Raw genomic sequence first — 18,995 nt, forward strand, 5'->3', positions numbered from 1 at the left:
GACCGCGAGCCGGGCCCATGGGCCCGGGGCACTCGCCCTACTTCGCCGGGAAGAGCCGCAGCTTCGCGGTGTCTCCCGCGATGGCGAGGACGGCGATCGAGAGCTCGTTGACGGTGGAGGGCCCGCCCTGGTCGGGGCGCTGCCCCAGCAGGTTGGAGGTGAATCCGCTGGCGTCGACCGAGCTGAGGTCCACGCCCTCGGCGCCGACGGCGCTCACCGTGAAGGGTCCCGCCCGCAGGCCGGCGGCGCGTGGTATCTCGGTGCCCTTCGTCACGACGATCGTGCAGCTTCCGTCCGTACACGCCCGCAGCTCGGCCGGTGTCGACGGCTTCATCGGCTTCACCGCGGTCGGCGACGGCGACGAGGAGGGCTTCGTCGGCGTGGGCGAGGCGGGGGATGGTTCGGCCGAACGCGAGGTCGTGGCCGGTGTGGGCGCCCCCGTGTCGTCGCCCGAGTCGGAGCCGCAGCCGGTCAGCGCGGCGGCGAGGGCCAGGGCGCAGACGGTCCCCGCCGGGCCGCGCGCCGCAGACAGCCTGGCCGTACGGCATCGGGCCGATGTTTCCGAAGTGGTCATGGGACCGTTCTAAACGCGGGGGCCCGGGAGGGGTCCCGCGCGCCCGTCGCCTCGGTGTCGGCCCGGGTGCCGGTAGGGCCTGTCGGTGTTCCGGGGCGCGCGGTTCTCATGTGTAGCGGCGCAGGACAAGGCGGCGTCGGCCGTTCTCCTCGACGTCGGAGTCCACCTCGTAGCCGTTGTCCTCGGCGTAGCGCAGCGCGGCGGCGTGGCCGTAGGCGCGGGCCAGTCCGGTCAGCCAGGGCTCGTTGTAGCGGGACCTGTCGTACGCGCTGATGACGGCTTCGAAGGTGCCGTCGGCGCGGCGGCGGAAGCCGATGTCGTTGCTGAGGCGGCCGATGTGGGCGCGGCGGACGATCACTTCGGCGCGTTCCGGGCGGGCGTCGCCCTGGTAGCCGTAGAGGGGCTGCGGGGTGTCGTGGGTCTCGACGGTGGTGAAGCCGAGCGTGGCGAGGGCCTGGACGAGCAGGTCGGGTTCGCGCAGCGCGGTGCGGACGCGGGTGAAGTGGGACATCGCGGTCTCCTTCGGCCAGGGGGTGTCTTGTGGATCAGGTCGGCTCCGAGGCGTGGTGCCTTTCGGCCGGCCCGAGCGGGGTGTGGTGCGTGCGGATGCAGGGCGGAGGAGGGAGTCGACGCGATGGGGGCCCTCCCGCGCGAGCGAAGCCGAGCGTGGGGGAGTCGGCGAGTGGCGAACGCCGGTGGGGGGTGTCACGCGAGCCGGACGACCGGTTGCCGGTCCAGTACCAGCGTCTGGCGGCGCAGGTCGTAGGCGGTGACGGTGAGGCGCTTGTGGGCGTCGATGCGGAACTCCAGGCGGAAGCGGTCCTCCCCGGCCGTGGCGGGAGGGTCGGCTTCCAGGAAGGTGGGGCTGTCTTCGTTGAGCCAGAGCATGGACCGCTGCTGGCGCTGCTGCGGGGTGACGGGCACCGTGCGGGCGCCGCCGCTCGCGTCGAAGGCGATCTCCAGCTCGGCCGCGGCGTCGCGGTAGGTGGCGTGGGCGAGTTCGTACACGGCCAGGCCCAGCTTGCGCTGCGTGTCGTGCACCGCCCGGACGGTGAGGGTCCTGACGGGCTCCTCGGTGGGGTAGGGGGTGCCGGCTTCGACCAGCGTCTCGAACTGATAGCTCCCGGTGTCACGGTCGACGTGCCGGATCGCGTAGTCGTGCTGGATGTGGTCGAACAGCTCGCTGCCGCCCGCGATGCCGGCCGCCCCGGCCGCCACCGCCTCCAACGGCCGGTCCAGGCGTACGACATCGGGTTCGACATGCAGATGGACCAGGTCCTGTACGGCGGGGATCAGGCAGCTGCCGCCGACGAGGAAGACGTTGCGGATGTTCTCGGTGCCGAAGCCGCGGGCCACGGCGGAGTCCAGGCAGGAGCGCAGGGCCTGGTTGATCCGGCGCAGCACGCCCTTGTCGCGCAGCAGCGCGTCGAACTCGTCGCGGGTGACGGTGACCTGGTGTACCTGGTCGGTGCGGGCGTCGGCGGCGCTGATCACGGCCCGCTCGGTGGTGGCCAGCTCCCGCTTGGCCCGTTCGGCGGAGGCCAGGAGGCGGCGGAAGACCTGGTTGCGGCCGATCTGGTCGCCGTGCGGCAGGGACAGGTGGCCGATGGCGTGTTCGGCGAGGAGCGCGTCGATCGTGTTGCCGCCCAGGTCCAGGCCCCGCTTGGCGATGGTGCGCACACCGGCGCCGGACCCCGCGGCGTCCGGTTCCTGTACGCGCACGACGGAGACGTCGAGGGTGCCGGCCCCGAAATCGACGACGGCGAAGGCGTCGCCGGGGTTGAGCCGGGCGCTGTAGCCGACGGCGGCCGCGGTGGCTTCGTCGACGACGCGGAGGCGGGCGGTGGGCAGGCCGTCGCGGACTTCCCGCACCAGCCAGTCGCGGTAACCGTCGAAGGACTCCACGGGCGCGGTGGCGACGATCTCCAGGTCGTCGTCCTCGATGGCGAGCAGCGCCAGCGCCATGATGTCGCTGAGGAACTGGGTGGCCGCCTCCCGGCCGGTGATCTTGCGGTCGCCGACCGGGCGGGCGGCGTCGTAGGCGTGTCCGGCGACGTTGCTCTTGGTGGAGGCGAAGACGGTGAAGCCGGGGTCGTCGCTCATCGCGGGGGTGACCTGTGCGCCGAGGCGGCGGGTGGTGCCGTCGTGGGCGTAGGCGATGAGGGAGGGCACCACCCGCTGAGTGGGGCCGGGGCCGGCTTCGCGCAGCAGGTCGACGCCGGGCAGCGGGAGGGGGACGCCACGGCCCGCCTCGTGGTCCCAGCCCGCCACGACGGTGTTGGCGGTGCCGAAGTCGATGCCGATACGGGTGGTCATGCCTCTCCCTGGTGAGTGATGTGCCGCTGCCGGTGTCGGTCCTCGGGGTCGCGCCGGCCGCCGCCGAGCGCGAGGTCGGTGGGCCCGCCCGCCGGGACGTCATCGGTGCGGCCGAGGGCGATGTCGCCGCCCGAGCGGTCGATGAGACAGGTCGCCAGCAGGTCGAGCGCGTCCCGCACCGCGGGGTCACCGATCCTCGAGCGCAGGTCCTGTACGTGCCGTACGTCCTGCGGTCGGCCGTGCAGGAGCGGCCGTTCGAGGAGCGTGCGCGCGGTGGGCAGATGAGGGCTGTGGACCTCGAAGCCGTCATCGGCCCCGGTCCGGCTCACGACGAACATGTCCTGTCCCGGAGTCAGGGTGAGAAGGCGCTGCCGTACCACTCCCGCTGTGGCGGACTGCGGGTACCGCAGCCACGGCAGGTCGATGTCGAGCCGGCTGGTCCCGGAGGCGTACACACGGGCGGCGAAGGCGTCGTCCAGGACCGGCACGCGCCATGTGTCGTCGGGCCACCGTTTCCGTGGCACTCCCAGCCGGTGCTCGGTGCGGCGCGGGTCGCCGTCCGGTCCGAACTCCCAGATCTCGGTCGACTGACCGCTGACCCGGGACGCGTTCTGGTGCAGTGCCAGTGAGTTCCGTGAGAGGAAGGACAGCACCGGGGAGAACAGAGAATCCCCTCCGACCCTGCGGTACAGGGGCATCGCGTGGAGGAGCTGTCCGTCCTCGGTGGTCACGTAGACGTTCCTGAGGTCGGAGAACGCGATCAGGCGGGCCGCCGGCAGCGTAGCGAGCGTGTGGCAGACGCTGATCCACCGCCGGCCCCTGTCCGTCCCGGGCGGAGCGGAGAGCGCGGTCGGCTCGTGCCGCAGCCCGAGCGCGCCGGGGTCGACGAAGGCCGGACCACCGGGACAGAGCACCACCGCGCCGCGGCTCGTCCTGCGCAGGTCCGACATGGCTGTCGCCGCGCCGACGGTCTCGTACACGGGCAGGATCCGGGTGATCCGGCACAGTTCGTCCCCGGCGCGCAGCTTGACGAGAATCTCGTCGCCGAGATGCAGGATCGAGGTCTCGGTCTCCGCTGCCGTCGGTGTGCTTCCGGCGAACCGACGGGTGATGTCGCCCGTGCCGATCCGCAGCGTCTCCACGCGGAGTTCCCTGGGCAGTCCCCGTTTCCGCACGGCGTACCTCAGGGCCAGTTCCGAGGTGTCGGGGGAGAAGGACGCGCCCTGGTGGTCCCCGCTGACGTCATACGTGATCGGAGCGTCCCGTGGCAGCCGGTCGACGAGCGCCCTCAGCTGCTCGGGGGAGGGCGCCGACGCCCCCGCGAGCAGGCCCACGACCCCGTCCGTGCGCTCCGTCACCGGCAGGAGGCGGGCGGCCGCGGCCCCCTTGGCCAGGGGCAGGTCGCGCACCAGGCGGCGCAGCTCCGCCCAGTCCTGCCGTTCCGCCAGATGGTGTCCGAGGTAGTCCAGCTCGTCGTACGACATCTCGGCGACCCGGTCGCGCCGGTCGCCGGTGACCACCACCCGGATGACCTCGCCGTCGCCCTCGGCGGCCATGGCCGTACGCAGCCGTGCGCGGATCCTGGGCGGGGCGGCACGGTAGGCGAGGGCCAGCAACGACCCGTCGGGGTCCAGCGCCCGACGCTGGGCGAACTGCCCGATGAGGACCAGATACGCGGCACGGTCGGTGGGCTCTTCCGGTGCTGCGGCCGCGAGGTCCAGGGCGTCCCGCTCGCGCAGGCCCGCGGCAGCGGCGCGTGCGGTGTCCTGCGCGGCGGGATCGCCTGCGGCGCAGGCCCGTACCAGCCGCCGCCAGGCGTGCCGGGCACGCACCCCCCGGGAGCCGTCGGCGCGCCGGCGCGCGGACCTATGCAGCAGCAGGGCGGCATCGTCCGCGGTGAGCCCGCGTTCCGCCATCCTCATCCCCCCAACTCGATCTCGGAGCCGGGCACGGTCGCCCCCCTCCTCACCGCGCCGATCTCCACGTCGTGCCGGAACCGGTGCTCCAGACAGGTCCGGAGCAGGGCCAGGAAGTACAGGTCGACGGTGCCGCCCCGGCCGGGAACGGCCAGGACGTCGCCCCGGGGCGAGATACGCACCGGGCACCCCGCCCAGGCGACGCGTCGGCCCGGGCGGGTGATCGTCTCGCCCACGAGGTTCCGGGGCATGCGGCTGCCGGGGGACGACGGAACGGCGAGCAGGTTCAGGTGCGACTCGCTCACCGCCACGAAGCGGTCGAGCACGGCCGACCAGGCCACCCCGATCGGGGCCGCCTCGGGTGACCGGACGAGGATCCGCCGGGGCCGCGCCGCCGAGGTGAACGGTGCGTGCCACAGGCGCAGGTCGCCCCGGGAGGTGCACCGCACCAGCGCGGAGGGGGACATGGCGGCGTGCAGCCGCTCGCCCGCGCCCAGAGGTGATCCCGTGTTCAACCGGGTGACGCCGGAACCGGCGAGGTCGGCCACGACGGCGTACGCGTCGGGCTCACCGCCGAGGACGGCGATCATCCGTCCGTCGGGGCGGACAGCGGTGACCGTCGACGGCCCCCCGGCGAGGCCGGCCACCACGTGGCTCCGGACGAGTGGACCGTCGGGACCCGCGACGAACACCGCGATCTCCAGGTTGCCGTCCCAGTCGTAGGCCCCGGCGGTCACGGCGAAGGCCCGGTCGCCGGCGACGCGGTCCACGCCCGTGACGGTGACGTGCCGCGACTCGTCGGTGAAGTCGAGGGGCCGGATGCCGCTGGGGTCGGCGCGATGCACCATGGGCTTCCCGGGACCGTGCTTCCGCTTTCCCGACGCCTCCGTGACGACGAGGAGGGTGTCCGATCCCAGGTGCGTCACCCGCTTCACCGGATCCGTGAAGCCGGCGTACACGCGCTCCAGCGCTCCGGTGCGCACGTCGATGACTCCGGCGAGGTTGCCGAGCCCTCCGGCGGCGAAGGCCAGTCGGGTGCCGTCGGGTGAGAACGCGACATCATGGACGTCCGCGATGCGCGGGTCGAGGGCGGCGAGTTCGACGCGGGAATGCGGGGCGTGCGGGGCGCCGAGGGCCTGCGCGCAGCCGCGTACGCCCGCTGGGTCCGCGGCCCGCAGGGCCTCGACCACACGGCGTTGTGCGTGGCCCGGCGGTTCGCGGTCGCCGAAGTGGCGTGCGGCGTCCACGGCTTCGGGAAGCGGCATCAGCATGACGAGCGACCACAGCCGGTCCCAGTCCTGTCGCTGTGCCAGCTCACCTACGACAAAGGCACGTTCCTTCTCGGTGAGGGAGAGGTGGCCATCGCCGCCGGTGCCTTGTCCGGCGAGGACGCGCAGCACGTCGACGCCGCCGAGCGCGGTGATCGCCTCCCGCAGCGACGCTCGTTCCCCGGCCGGCAGGGTCCGGTAGCCGAGCGCCAGCAACGCGCCGTCGGGGTCCAGCGCCCAGTACTGGTCCCGCTGCCTGGTCCGTGCGAAGAACAGGGCGCGTTGGACCTCGTCGGACGGGGCGAGACGGTGGGCGAGGCAGAAGGCGAGGGCATCGGAGGAGGCCGCCGCCGTCGCGTGACGACAGACGAGGTCGACGGCCGCGGGATCGTCGCCCGCGAGCAGGCGGGCACGGGCGGCGTCCCCGATCGGATGATCGAATCGGACGGCTTCCCCGGCCAGCAGGGCCGGGGGGAGTGCCACGCCCTGCTCGCCGAGTGCCAGGCGGCTGAGCAGGTTCCTTCGGCCGTCGGCCTCTGTCGCGGGACGGCCGTACCGCTCCAGCAGCGACCACAGCTCGGGGTGGTGGGCATGGAGCCAGTCAGTCCAGGCGGCGTCGACGACCCGGGCCGGAACCGGCGCCGCCGTGTCGAGCAGCCCGGCCACGAACGCGGAGGCCCACCGCTGCGAACCCCGCCCGGACACCGACGGTGTCAGCCACACCCGCCACAGCGCCTCGGCACCGTCGGCACCCTCGGCCTCCGCGATCCGGGTGACGACGCTCAGGGCGTCGGAGGCGCCGCAGACGGCCGCGCGGACCAGGGTGCCGAGTGCCTCACGGCGGCGCGGCGAGTCCCTGCGCAGGGGAAGCCGCAGGACGAGCGCGGCGGTGCGTGGACGCATGCGCTTCACCTCTCCCCGTGTCCGCCGAGGGCGATGTCGTGCGGGCCGCCCGCGGCCACGGGCCCGGCGCCGAGTGCGACATCGGCGCCGAAGCGGTCCGCGAGAGCGTGTGCCAGGAGATCCAGCGCCTTGCGCACCTCGGGATCACCGACCTTGGTAGCCAGCTCCCGCACGCGGTGCCACTGCCGCGGGGTGGCGTGCAGCAGCGGTTGTTCCAGGGCTTCGCGGGCGGCGGGCAGGTGAGCGTCGTGTACCTCGATGGCATCGACGGCGGTGCTCTCGGCGCGCGACTTCACCGCGGTGACCATCACGTCCGCACGCGTGGACACCGCGATCAGGTCGCGGCGGTCGTGGGCCAGCCGGTGCAGCTCTGTGGCGAAGGGGGAATCGAGGGGATGCTCCGACAGGGTCGTGAGCGCTCTTCGAAATGCCGCTGTTTCCGCGGGACCGTACGGCCGGTCTCCCGACGCGAGCGTCCGGATCCGGTCGAACACGCCCCGCTCCGGGGGATGTTCGCCGTCGAGTGGCACACGACCGGACGCGGAGAGGACCTGGACCTTGCGCGGGTGTCCCCACCCGGAGTAGTACGTGACGAATGCCAGCGCCTGCGGGCCGAGGAAGCTCGCCGTGGTCGCGCCGCCGGCTTTGTAGTGGAGTACGGTCCCCTGTTCGTCCACCACGAGGAGCGAGCGGGAGGTGGCGATCGCGATCAAGCGGGATTCCGGGAGGGTCGTGATGTCGCACAGGAGATGACCGGTGTGCGGCTCAGGCCCGAGGAGCGCGCCGGCCTCCGCGGCGATCCGGGGAACGGCGACATGCCTGGGGCGGGAGGCGCCGCGATCGACGAAGACGAGCCCGGACGAGGTGACCGCGACGACGCCCGTGCTCGCCCGGCCCATTCCGGAGACCACGTCCGGGCCCTTCAGGAGAATCTCCTCGTACTCGGGACGCACCCGGATCAGGGCCTGGACCGGCGGGTTCCCCGGGAGCAGATCCATGCGGTAGAGCTCGTCGCCCAGGTGCAGCACCGAGTGGGCCGTCACCCACGACAGCAGGCCCGTCCTCCTCCTCGCCTGCTGTGCCGCCGGTTCCCGGCGGACATGCGGGACGCTCTCGCCGGTCGCGATGCGAATGGTCTCCATCAAACCGTCGGGCCCGGTGACGCCGGGTGACGACCGCGCCGCGACCACGGCGATCTCGGCCTGGTCAGGGGAGAAGGAAACCCGCATCCCCATGCCGACGGTGTACGAGGTCACCGCATCGCGGGGCAGCTTCTCGACCGTGGCGGCCAACTGCTCGGCAGGGAATGCCGACAGCGCGGTGAGGAGGACACCGCGCTCTCCGGTGCGCTCCTCGGCGGGCAGCAGACGAGCGGTCGCCCCAGCCTTGGCCAACGGCAGGTCGAGCGCGAGCCAGCGCAGCTCGTCCCAGCGCCGGTGCTCGGCCAACTGGCGTCCCAGGTAGTCCAGGTCCTCGGACGACATCGCGGCGACGCGGTCACGCTGTTCGCCGCCGACGACGACGCGGACCGCCTCCCCGTCGCCCTCGGCGGCCATGGCCGCGCGCAGCCGCCCACGGGTCTCCACCGTCGCCGTCCAGTACGCCAGCGCCAGCCGCGCCCCGTCCGGGTCCAGGGCCTGCCGCTGCGCCCGCTGCCCGATCAGCGTCAGATAGGCCGCCCGGTCAGCGGGCTCGACCGGTCCCGCCGCCAGCAGCTCCAGTACGTCCGTGTCCGGCAACTCAGCGGTCCGCACGGCCTCCTGGGCCGCCGCGTCCCCGCAGGCGCACGCCCGCACCAGCCGCCGCCACGCCCAGCGGGCCCGCACCCCCCGCGTGCCGTCCGCGCTCCGCCGCGCGGCCCGCCGCAGCAGCCGGGCCGCGCCGTCCTCCGTCAGCCGTGCCACCTCCGCTACACCTCCAGCACCGGAACCTGGTGCTCGGCCGCCTGCGCCGCCCCCGCGAAGGACGCCGACTGGGCGCGGCCCTCGCGCAGCCAGGCGCGCAGGTCCTCGATGACCTCGCGCTGGGAGCGGCTCAGCGGCACGGTGCGGGCGGCGGCGCGGGCGATGTCGTCGGTGGTGATGTCGCGCTCCTCGGCGAACGCCTCGTACATCGCGTCCACGACGACCTGCTCCAGCTCGGCGCCGACGAACCCGTCGCAGTCCCGGGCCAGCCGGTACACGTCGAACATCTCCGGCTTGCGGCCGCGCTTGCGCAGGTGGACGGTGATGATCTCGCGGCGCTCCTCCTCGGTGGGCAGGTCGAGGAAGAACACCTCGTCGAACCGGCCGCGGCGCAGTGTCTCCGGGGGCAGCGCGCTGACGTCGTTCGCGGTGGCCACCACGAACACCGGCGCGGTCTTCTCCTGCATCCAGGTCAGCACCGTGCCGAACACCCGCTGAGACGTGCCGCCGTCGTGCCCGCCGGCCGCCAGTGCCTTCTCCACCTCGTCGATCCACAGCACACACGGAGAGACGGTCTCCGCCAGTCGCAGCGCCCGGCGCACCCGCTCTTCCGACTCGCCGACCAGCGAACCGAACAGCGCGCCGACGTCCAGGCGCAGCAGCGGCAACCGCCACAGCCCGCCGATCATCTTCGCGGTGAGGCTCTTGCCGGTGCCGGGGATGCCGATCAGCGCGATGCCCTTGGGGGCGGGCAGGCGGAACTCGCGGGCGGCGTCGCCGAAGGCGCGCTCGCGCAGCCGCAGCCACTCCTTGAGCACGTCCAGGCCGCCCAGGTCGTCGGGGCTCTCCTCGGCGCCGTAGAACTCCAGGGCCTCGTTCTCCCGGATGACGGCTTTCTTCTCGGCCAGCACCGCGTCGATGTCGCGGTCGTCCAGGACGTCGTCGCGGACGATGGCCTTGGCGAAGGCCCGGCGCGCCTGGGCGGCGGTCAGGCCCAGCGCGGCCTGCGCCAGGCGGCTTCGGCCCGCGGGGGTGAGCGTGGACTTCACGCCCTTGGTGCGGTCGACGAGGTGGTCGAGCTCGCGGCGCAGCGCGTCGGCCTCGGGCAGCGGCATCTCCACCACCACGGCGTCGTCGCCCAGTTCCACGGGAATGCCGCGCACCGGAGTGGTCACGATCAGCGAGGAACCGGTGAAGACGAGCTTGTGGGCGAGGTTGCGCAGACGCCGGCGCACCGCCGGGTCGCGCTCCCAGAAGGCGTGGAAGTCCTTGAGCACATACAGGTCGCGGCGGCGTGGCTCCTTCTGCGCCAGTTCCTTGATCTTGTTCAGCGCGTCCGGCGGAGTGGCCGCCTTGGGCAGCTGCCGACCCGACGCGGACTCCAGCCCGTCGGCGATGTCCCAGGTGACGAGGTCGGAGGCGGGATCCCGGTCCCGCCGCACCTGGTCCAGCACGTCCAGCGCCCGCTGCTCCTCGACCGTGACGAGGACGATCAGCGCCACCCGGGCGCGCAGATACAGCCGGATCTCGTCGGCGATGCCCACGGTTCCCACTCAGAACTCCCCTCCCGGCGCGACCATCCCGGTGAACGTGACCGTCGCGTCGTCCCCGACGGTGATCTCCAGCTCCGGCACGGCGGCCAGGTCGTCCGCCGAGTAGCGCCCGGTACGCGCCCAGTACTCCTTGTTCGACGAGCCGCGCAGCCCCCGGGCCAGCCGCAACCGCGCGTTGTAGCGGCCGGCGACGACCAGATCGGCGTTGGCGACGGCCGCGGACCGTGCGGGGTCCGCCTCGATCTCGGCGCGGGTGAACCCGGTCAGCACGATCACCGACAGGCTGCTGCGCGCCCGTACTTCGGCGCAGAACGCGGCGACCGCGGCGGGCTGCTCCAGCGGCTCACCACCGGTCAGCGTGACGCCCTCCAGACGCGCGGCGTCAGCCAGCGCCTCGGCGGCCACCTCGCCGGCCCCGCGCACGAGACCGGAGCCCGCCGCGGCGTGGGTCCCGGGGTTGAAGCACCCCGGGCAGCCCAGAGCGCATCCCTGGCTCCAGACGACGTACCGGACTCCCGGACCGTTGGCGGCACTTCGGGGCACCACGGCATGCAGCCGCCACGGCGTGCCCGGGCCGCTCATCCCTGCCACAGGCGGTCCTGCTGCTCGGCCGCGTCCTGCTGGTAGGCGTCCTCGGTGAGTACCTGGTGCTCCACCGCCCCGCCGAGCAGCCGGACCAACTCGTCGGTGTCCTGCAGACACCGCGTGCCCGAGACTCCCTGGACGTGCACTTCCACGGTGCCGTCCGCCGAGATCACGACCTCGACGCTCTCCTCCGCCATCAGCTCACCCTTCGCCCGGGGAAAAGACCCCGCCCACTGTGCGGGTCGCGACTCGGGAGGGGTCCCGGGGAAGCGGGGCAGAGGTGGCCTGGGGCGCGCTCCGGGACCCCTCCCGGGAGCGGAGCCGCACCATGCGGGCACCCAGACCGCTGCGAACGGGGGAGACCAGCATGAGCAACCCGACGTACGCCGCCGGGCCGCCCGTGGTGCCGGAGCCCGCACCGGCCGAGGGCAGGGCGCACGACCCGGTGGCCGTCGCCCTCGGCAACGCCTCCCTGCTCGGCATCGGCTACCTGCTGATGGGGCGGTGGAGACTCGCCGTCGCCGCCGTGGCCGGCACCGTGGTGTCGGCCTCCCGGCTGGTCGCGACCGAAGACGCGTCGTACGAGATCGCCGTGCTCGTATGGTGGGCGGCCGTCATCATCCACGGGTGGTACCTGGCCGGCCGAGGCGCTGACCGGGTCGCGGTACGCCGTCAGCGTCTGGTGGCGCTCGGCGTCACGCTGCCGGTGCTGCTGGCCGTGGGTCTCCTGCGGTACGACGCCTCCCGGATCGGGCAGAGCGTCACCCACGCCCGCGAACGCGGCGACTGCGCCGGGGTGTTGAAAGCCCAGCACGAGGTGTGGTTCGGGCACCGCGTCGCCGACGCGCCGCTCGCCGCCCGCGGCGACGAGGCCGTACGAGCCTGCGAGCGGCTGCAGACGGCCCGGACCGATCTGACCACCGCGCTGACCGGGGACACCGACGCCCTGGAGGACGGCTTCGGTACCCTCGCCGCGGTGCTCGCGGAGCCCGGCAACGACAAGACGGTCGAGGCGGCCCTGAACGGATTCCTCAGTGGCCTGCCCGCCAAGGACCCCTGCGACACCGTCACCGTCACCGACTGGCTCCGCGATCGTGAGCACAGTGACGACGTTCTGGACCGGACCTCCGACACGGTCGAACGGACCGAGCCCGCCGCACTCGTCGGATGCGGCGACGACCTCATGGCCGAGGACAGCTGGGAGCAGGCCCGCACGCGTTACAACCAGCTGCTCGACCGGTACCCCGGCGACGCCCTCGCGGGCCAGGCCCGCAAGGGCGCCAGGAAGGCCACACTGAGCATCGAGCTGGCAGGTGTCCAACACCTGCTCGCGGGCGGATCCGGCTCACAGCCCGAGTACTGCTCCAGCCCGGCGAAGTACAGCGGAGCGAAGCCCATGGGCAAGGGCGTCAACCGCGCGCTGTTCTACGCCTACGACGAGTACGGCACCGACTTCTCCAAGCAGCTCCCCGGCTCCTGGAAGGCGGGCGGCGCCGCCGACGCGGTCCTGGTGGTCTGCATGGGCGAGCAGACCTACGGGAGTGCCGTCGAGACCTGCTCGTACTACAAGAGCGGGTCCTCCGGCGCCTCCGCGAACGTGACCTTCCACAAGATCGCGGTCCCGGTGAAGGTGTACGAGTTGCGCACGGGCAAGCTCGTCGCCCAGCGCACGATCCAGATCAGCGGCACGAGCTGCCCGTGGTCCATCTACACCTCCGCGAACTCGACGAGCGAGTACGTGACGGAATCCGGGTCCGATGTGCGGTCCGCGTTCAAGCCGCTGGTCGTCCGGTGAGCGGCGGCTCGGACCGTTACCTCGGCGGACGGGCGTCCGGGGACGGCTCCCGGACGAGCGGCGCGTCGCTTCGTACGGACCGGGATCGGGGAGGGGTCCCGCAGCGGGTATGGACACTGGCCGGAACGTCGTACGCGTGCCCAGTGGCCCACACAACCGGCAAGTCCACGAACCGAGGAGACCGGCGATGCCCCTCACCACCAGCCTCGCGCGCGGCGTCGCGCCCGCCACGCCCGGAACCCTGCACGCCCGCACGGTCACCGATGAGCTCAGCGCCCCGCCCAGGCCGGGCCTGACCCTCCGCTTCGGACGCGGCGAAGAGCCGGACGTCGACCTGGGGGTCGGCGTGGACGACCTGGGGGTGAGCCGGCAGCACGGTGAGCTGTCGTACCGCCAGGGACTGTGGTGGCTGCGCAACACCGGGCAGCAGCTCGTACGGCTGCCGCGCGGCCGGATGATGCACCTGAGCACCGAGGCGATCCCCCTCGACACCGGTTACACCCCGCTGTTCGTGAAGGGCTCCGGCTACCGTGAGCACCTGGTCGAGCTGTACGTGGCGGGCCACGACGACCACGGGCCGGTGTCGCGAAGGACCGCCGAGACCGTGTCACCGAAGATCTGGGCGCTCGACGAAGACGAACGGCTGCTGCTGGTCGTCCTGGGCCAGCGGTACCTGCTCTACGAGGAGGACCCGCGCCCCCTGTCGTATTCCGTGGCCGCCAAGCAGCTCGCCTACCTCCGGCCGGACGCGGGCTGGAACGAGCGCAGGATCGAGCACCGGATCGAGGCCGTACGGCGCCGTCTGGACCGCGCCGGGTTCCGGTATCCGCTGCTGCACGACAAGTCCGAGGGCCGCCCCGGCGACAACCGCCTGCTGCACAACCTGATCAAGGGGTTGGTGGAGTCCACGACGCTCGTACCGCCGGACCTGGACCGGATGGAGGACGACACGGCCTGGCCGGACTCCGCGCCCTGAAGGGGGCGGCGGCGCCTGCCGTGTCATCGCGCGCGGAATTCGGCGGCGGAGGCCGCGAGGTCCTCGGCCATCCCGCAGAGCTCGTCCGTGGGCCGCTCGCCGGCGACCTCCAGGCGCACCATCTCGGCGGCGGTCTCGGCGCCCTGGCCGGTGTACCTGTGGTCCTCGACGAAGGCCGTGCAGGTGTCACCGTCGTCGTTCGGTTCGACGACGGTGCGGTATCCGCTGAGTGTGAGGACCGTGCCGTCCTGGGCGGACTTGGGCTGGTCGCGGAAGAAGCTCACCTCCGCATCCAGCTCGTCGACGTCGCTCGACCACTTGCAGCTCCAGTTCGCGACGCCGACGTCCGGCACGTCGACCTTGAGGCCGGGAACGGCGGACAGCGCCTTGGCGTCGAGGAGCTCGCAGGCGTCCGCCCAGGCCAGCGACCGCTGCGGGTAGGCCGGTGAACGGCGCGGGACCGGACCCCGGTCGAGGACCTCGGCCGCGCTCGTGGCGGCCTTGTCGGCGACGGTGCACAGCGTCGCGTTGCCGCCGAACACCGAGCCCCTGCCCATGTTGACGCGGACCTTCACCAGCGTGTCCTCGGTGCTGCCGTCGGCGGCCAGCAGCCTGGTGCACTCGTCGCTCTCCGCCTCGTCGTCGCGGATGCCGATCCGTCCGACGGTGCGGGAGGGCTCGGACGCCTCCGGCGGCGAGCCCCGAAGGAGGCGGATCGACACGTCGATCCGGTTCTTGTCGTCGACGTCCACGAGCACGTCGCACTGGTCGAAGTTCCCGTAGTCCACGTCCACGCGGACGTCCCCGTCCCTGCCGCCGAACTGGTCGAGAGCGGCGGGATCGGCCAGGGCACACACATCGGCCGTGTGCGGATCGCCGATCAGGGCCTGCGCCCGCGCCGACCCGCTCCGACCGGGCCCGGGGGTGGCCTTCCCACCGGCGCCGTCGTCGGGGAGGACGACGAGTCCCAGGACCAGTACGGCGCCCGCGCCGAGCGCGGCCGCGATCAGCGACCGCCGACGCCGGCGTCCGGCCGCGGTGGCGGCCGTGTCCCCAGGAGGTTTCGGCTCGGCTCCGGCCAGCTCCTCCAGTAACCGCTTGACCTCGCGGGCGTCAGGGCGTTGTCGAGGGTCGCGCCGGAGCATGGCGGAGAGGACGGGGTGCAGCGTTCCCACGGCGTCGGGGTCCATCGCGACGAAGCCCTGTTCGGCCCGCTGGTGCCTCAGGCGCTCGGTGTTCTCCCAGGAGTCCGGGTCCTCTTGGCGGTCGTCGTTCTCCTCGGGCTCCTCGGGCTCGCTGCCACGCGGCGGCACACCGGTGACCAGGGCGTGGAGGGTGGCGGCCAGGCAGAACACGTCCGAGGCCGGCCGGGGGACGTTGCCCCGGGCCAGTTCGGGGGCGGCGTAGTCCGGGGTGTAGCTGTACGGGCCGTTGACCGTGATGGTCTCGCTGCCGCCGACCCGGTAGGCGGCCCCGAAGTCCAGCAGCTTCGCGTCACCGCGCCGGGTGAGCCCGACATTGGCGGGCTTGACGTCGCAGTGGACGATGCCCTCCTCGTGCAGGGCGGCGAGCGCGTCGGCGAGTTGGGCACCGATCCGGGCCGCCCGCGCGGGAGAGACCGTCGGCTGCCGGTCCAGCCCACCGCCGGGCATGTACTCCATGACGAACCAGTACGTGTCCGCCCCGTCTCCGTCCGACGGCACGGTCACGACGTCGAACAGGGTGACGACGTGGGGGTGGCCGCGGAACTTGGCCATCGCACGCGGTTCGCCCAGCAGCTGCCGCACCGCCGTCTCGCCCGCGCCGTCCGTCCGCTCCGGTTTGAGCGCGACGTCCTGGCCCACGACCTTGTCGTGGGCCAGCCACACGTCGCCGCCCCGCCCCGCGCCGATGACTTCCTTGAGGACATAGCGGTCGGCGAACTCGTCCCCGGAACGCACTGATCTTCCCCCATCGGTCGAGTCCGGATCACACAAGGCCGAGCCGTGCGCACCGATCAAAGTACTGCGCGCGGAGGACCGTGCGCAGTGTCTACCCAGACCCTTCATCAGTCGCACGCATGCGCGGCGGCTCAGCGGTTCCGGGACCCCTCCCGGCGACGACGCCTACGGTTCGCGTCAGCACCCGCCGAAACCCCCGACGGAGGACCTCCCCATGCCCAGCACACGGACCGTCCTGCTGACGTGCGTCACCGCCGCCGTCTCCGCCGCCACGCTCACGCCGTCCGCGCACGCCGACTCCCCGGCCGTGCACAGGCCGGCGGTCGCCGACTGCACGTACCCTGCCGAGGTCCTCGACCTGACGAACTGGAAGCTCACCCTGCCCACCGGTGACGAGGAGGACCCCACCGAGGTGACCCAGCCCGAGCTGGCGACGTTCTCGGCCAAGCCCTGGTTCCGCGCCGAGTCCGGCTGTGACGCGGTCAGGTTCCGGGCCGCCGTCAACGGTGTGACGACCGGAGGTTCCAGTTACCCGCGCGCCGAACTGCGGGAGATGACCGACGGCGGCGAGGACGAAGCCGAATGGTCCACCACGGACGGCACCCACACGCTGGTGGTCAGGGAGGCGTTCACGGCGCTGCCCAAGAAGCGGCCGTACCTGGTCGGCGCGCAGGTGCATGGCGGGGACGACGACGTCACCGTCTTCCGCCTCGAAGGCAGCAGGCTCTACATCACCGACGGCGACGACCGCCACCACCACCTCGTCACCGACGACTACGAGCTGGGCACCGAGTTCGAGGCCAAGTTCGTGGCCGAGGACGGGGAGATCGATGTGTACTACAACGGCCGTCTCGAAGCCACGATCCCGCACGACGGCGACACCAACTACTTCAAGGCAGGGGCCTACACGCAGGCCAACTGCGGCAACTCCGCGCCGTGCGCCGACGACAACTACGGCGAGGTCCGCATCTCCGGCCTCGAGGTCACCCACTCCTGACCGATCGCGGCTCCGGACGAACCCAGGCCGGAACTTCCGGGGCTCCGCCCGCCCGCCCCGCGACCCGTCGGCAGGCCTCCGCGTACCCCCGCACCAGCGGGCGTCCGGTGTCCTCCGTGCGCCAGGCCAGGACGTAGCGGCTCGGGGGGACGCCGTGGAGCGGGCGGGTGGTGACGCCGCCGAGGGTGAGGAGGGGGACGTTGCCCCTGGCGACCAGGCAGATGCCGAGGCCGGCCACCAGCGCCTCGTACGTCTCCTCCGTGCCGGCGATCTCGGCGCCGATCACCGGTGGGCGGCCGCCGCGGGCGTCCAGTGCCAGCCAGTGGTCGCGCAGCGGGCCGCTGCTCTCGGGGAGGGCCAGGAACGGTTCGTCCAGCAGGTCGCGGAAGTCGATCTCGGGGCGGTCGGCCAGGGGGTGGCTCTCGGGGAGGGCGATGTCGACGGGTTCCTCGGCGATCACCGTCCAGGCGTAGCGGTCGGCGTCGGGCAGCGGCAGCCAGACGAAGGCCACGTCCGCCTCCCCGTCGGCGAGGCCCGCCGTCGGGTCCTCCCAGGGGACCTGGCGGAGCCGGAGCACGGCGTCGGGGTGCGCGGCGGTGAAACGGGAGCGGATCGCGGGCAGCAGGCCGCCGCGGCCGGGGCTGGTGCTCATACCGACGACCAGCGTGCTGCGTTCCGCCGCCCGCGCCTCCGCCACCGCCGCCGCGCCCTCGGCCCACCCGGCCAGGACCCGGCGCGCGTGCGGCAGCAGCGCCGTGCCCGCCGCCGTGAGCGTCACGCCCTGCCGGTCGCGGCGGAACAGCTCCACCCCCAACTGCCGCTCCAGCGCCCGGATCTGCTTGCTCAACGCGGGCTGGGACACGTACAGCCGCTCGGCCGCGCGCGTGAAGTGCAGTTCCTCGGCGACGGTGGTGAAGTAGCGCAGATCGCGCAGGTGTACGTCCGTGCTCGTCATAGCCATCGGTTATCACCGGGGGTCTTGGACGGGCAACCGTGTTCTCCCGCAGGATCGGTGGTGCGAGAGCGACCAAGTTCCAGGAAGAGACGGGGAGTCGGCATGAACAAGGTGTGGCTGGTGACCGGGGCGAGCAGCGGTTTCGGCCGGGCGATCACCGAGGCGGCGCTGGCCGCAGGTGACGTGGTGGTGGGCGCGGCGCGGCGGACGGACGGTCTGGCGGACCTGGTGGCCGCGCACCCCGACCAGTTGGAGGCGCTCACCCTGGACGTCGCCGACACGGCCGCCGCCCAGGCCGCCGTCGCGGACGTCGTCGCACGGCACGGGCGGATCGACGTCCTCGTCAACAACGCGGGCCGTACGCACGTCGGCGCCTTCGAGGAGACCACGGAAGCCGAGCTGCGGGCCCTGTTCGACGTGCATGTCTTCGGGCCGGCGGCGCTGGCGCGGGCGGTGCTGCCGCACATGCGGGAGCGGCGTTCGGGCGCGATCGTGCAGATGAGCAGCATGGGCGGGCAGATGTCCTTCGCGGGCTTCTCGGCCTACAGCGGGACCAAGTTCGCGCTGGAGGGCATGAGCGAGGGACTCGCCGACGAGGTGCGGGAGTTCGGGATCAAGGTGCTGATCGTGGAGCCGGGCGCCTTCCGGACCGGGCTGTTCGAGGCCGGCCGGGCCGGGGCCAGCGCCGACAGCGGCGTCTACTCCAAGGTCGGCGAAACCCGCGGCTTCGTCTCGGGCGGCGACGGCGCCCAGCCCGGCGACCCGGCCAAGGCCGCCGCCCTCATCCTCGCCGCGCTGGAGTCCGAGCGGACGCCGCTGCGGCTGCCCCTCGGGGACGACGCGGTGACGGCGGTGCTGGGGCACCTGGACGCGGTGCGGGAGGACGTCGTCGCCTGGGAGAAGCGGGCGCGGGACACCGCGTTCGAGGAGTGAGGCCCAGCCGGTGACCGGCGGGGGCGCGGGGTGTGGGTCCGGGGTCATGGTGAGGCCCGGGCCGGGCGCGCCCAGGGGCAGACGAAAGGCCGGCAGTGGCCAGACCCCGGCGGGGGAGAACACCGTGTTCCGCCCGGCCGGCCCCGCCGCCGCCCAGCGGGTGGCGCGCGCGTTCACCGCCCGTATCGCCGCATTCGCGCCCCGCGTTCCGCCCCCGCTCCCACCGCGCTTACCATGCGCCCAGTCGTACGTCAGTTCTGCACCGCAGTCCCGGCGCCTCTGAGCCCTTCCGTCCGATCCAGGAGCACGGTACCTGTGTCCATACCTCCGCCCTCCGGGCCGCACCAGCCCGAGGACCCGTACCAGCCTCCCCAGCCCCA

The 18,995-nt window shown here is 72.9% G+C and carries 16 protein-coding genes; 5 read left to right on the forward strand and 11 right to left on the reverse strand.

Translation table 11 applies throughout. The annotated features are described in order from the left end of the window. Positions 1–37: 37 nt before the first annotated feature. Positions 38–274, reverse strand: a complete 237-nt coding sequence (locus ALMP_RS39055) for a hypothetical protein (RefSeq protein WP_264936729.1) — start codon at positions 272–274, stop codon at positions 38–40. Between ALMP_RS39055 and ALMP_RS39060 the strand changes: the two genes are divergently transcribed. Further along, positions 261–587, forward strand: coding sequence for a hypothetical protein (locus ALMP_RS39060; RefSeq protein ID WP_264936730.1), 327 nt, complete (start codon positions 261–263; stop codon positions 585–587). The two genes, ALMP_RS39055 and ALMP_RS39060, sit on opposite strands and share 14 nt — an antisense overlap. Before the next feature lie 93 nt (positions 588–680). Here ALMP_RS39060 and ALMP_RS39065 read toward each other — a convergent pair whose 3' ends face one another. The 8 genes from ALMP_RS39065 to ALMP_RS39100 all read right to left on the reverse strand — a co-directional run bounded on the left by ALMP_RS39065 (position 681) and on the right by ALMP_RS39100 (position 11,216). Beyond that, a complete protein-coding gene (locus ALMP_RS39065) occupies positions 681–1,085 on the reverse strand; it encodes a DUF1257 domain-containing protein (RefSeq protein WP_264936731.1) in 405 nt (134 codons plus the stop codon). 194 nt (positions 1,086–1,279) lie between these two features. Next, positions 1,280–2,890 carry an Hsp70 family protein gene (locus ALMP_RS39070; protein ID WP_264936732.1) on the reverse strand — a complete coding sequence of 537 codons (1,611 nt, stop codon included), beginning with the start codon at positions 2,888–2,890 and terminating at the stop codon, positions 1,280–1,282. Next, a complete protein-coding gene (locus ALMP_RS39075) occupies positions 2,887–4,812 on the reverse strand; it encodes a hypothetical protein (protein ID WP_264936733.1) in 1,926 nt (641 codons plus the stop codon). Before ALMP_RS39075 ends, ALMP_RS39070 begins: the two co-directional genes overlap by 4 nt. Next, the gene (locus tag ALMP_RS39080; RefSeq protein ID WP_264936734.1) at positions 4,809–6,977 is read right to left on the reverse strand and encodes a hypothetical protein; all 2,169 of its coding nucleotides are present in this window, start codon (positions 6,975–6,977) and stop codon (positions 4,809–4,811) included. Before ALMP_RS39080 ends, ALMP_RS39075 begins: the two co-directional genes overlap by 4 nt. A 5-nt stretch (positions 6,978–6,982) precedes the next feature. Continuing rightward, positions 6,983–8,881, reverse strand: coding sequence for a hypothetical protein (locus ALMP_RS39085; protein WP_264936735.1), 1,899 nt, complete (start codon positions 8,879–8,881; stop codon positions 6,983–6,985). Between the two features lie 5 nt (positions 8,882–8,886). Continuing rightward, positions 8,887–10,434 (reverse strand): AAA family ATPase, encoded by a 1,548-nt coding sequence (locus tag ALMP_RS39090; protein WP_264936736.1) that lies wholly within the window; start codon positions 10,432–10,434, stop codon positions 8,887–8,889. After that, the gene (locus ALMP_RS39095; RefSeq protein ID WP_264936737.1) at positions 10,435–11,016 is read right to left on the reverse strand and encodes a radical SAM protein; all 582 of its coding nucleotides are present in this window, start codon (positions 11,014–11,016) and stop codon (positions 10,435–10,437) included. Then, positions 11,013–11,216, reverse strand: a complete 204-nt coding sequence (locus ALMP_RS39100) for a DUF2997 domain-containing protein (protein ID WP_264936738.1) — start codon at positions 11,214–11,216, stop codon at positions 11,013–11,015. Before ALMP_RS39100 ends, ALMP_RS39095 begins: the two co-directional genes overlap by 4 nt. Positions 11,217–11,386: 170 nt before the next feature. Here ALMP_RS39100 and ALMP_RS39105 point away from each other — a divergent pair, with 170 nt between their 5' ends. Both ALMP_RS39105 and ALMP_RS39110 read left to right on the forward strand, forming a co-directional pair. Then, the gene (locus ALMP_RS39105; RefSeq protein ID WP_264936739.1) at positions 11,387–12,814 is read left to right on the forward strand and encodes a tol-pal system YbgF family protein; all 1,428 of its coding nucleotides are present in this window, start codon (positions 11,387–11,389) and stop codon (positions 12,812–12,814) included. 187 nt (positions 12,815–13,001) lie between these two features. Next, complete coding sequence (locus ALMP_RS39110) at positions 13,002–13,790, forward strand: FHA domain-containing protein (RefSeq protein ID WP_264936740.1); 789 nt, start codon at positions 13,002–13,004, stop codon at positions 13,788–13,790. A gap of 23 nt (positions 13,791–13,813) precedes the next feature. Here ALMP_RS39110 and ALMP_RS39115 read toward each other — a convergent pair whose 3' ends face one another. Next, on the reverse strand, positions 13,814–15,730 hold the full coding sequence (locus ALMP_RS39115) for a serine/threonine-protein kinase (protein WP_264936741.1): 1,917 nt from the start codon (positions 15,728–15,730) through the stop codon (positions 13,814–13,816). Between the two features lie 214 nt (positions 15,731–15,944). On the opposite strand from ALMP_RS39115, the gene ALMP_RS39120 reads away from it, so the two are divergent. Further along, positions 15,945–16,727, forward strand: a complete 783-nt coding sequence (locus ALMP_RS39120; RefSeq protein ID WP_264936742.1) for a polysaccharide lyase family 7 protein — start codon at positions 15,945–15,947, stop codon at positions 16,725–16,727. Here the strand turns inward: ALMP_RS39120 and ALMP_RS39125 are convergent. Beyond that, entirely contained in the window at positions 16,714–17,688 is a 975-nt protein-coding gene (locus ALMP_RS39125; protein WP_264936743.1) for a LysR family transcriptional regulator, read from the reverse strand. The genes ALMP_RS39120 and ALMP_RS39125 overlap by 14 nt on opposite strands. Before the next feature lie 96 nt (positions 17,689–17,784). On the opposite strand from ALMP_RS39125, the gene ALMP_RS39130 reads away from it, so the two are divergent. Next, the gene (locus ALMP_RS39130; RefSeq protein WP_264936744.1) at positions 17,785–18,615 is read left to right on the forward strand and encodes an oxidoreductase; all 831 of its coding nucleotides are present in this window, start codon (positions 17,785–17,787) and stop codon (positions 18,613–18,615) included. The last annotated feature ends 380 nt before the right edge of the window (positions 18,616–18,995 follow it).

It is taken from the genome of Streptomyces sp. A012304, assembly GCF_026008495.1.
GTDB lineage: Bacteria > Actinomycetota > Actinomycetes > Streptomycetales > Streptomycetaceae > Streptomyces.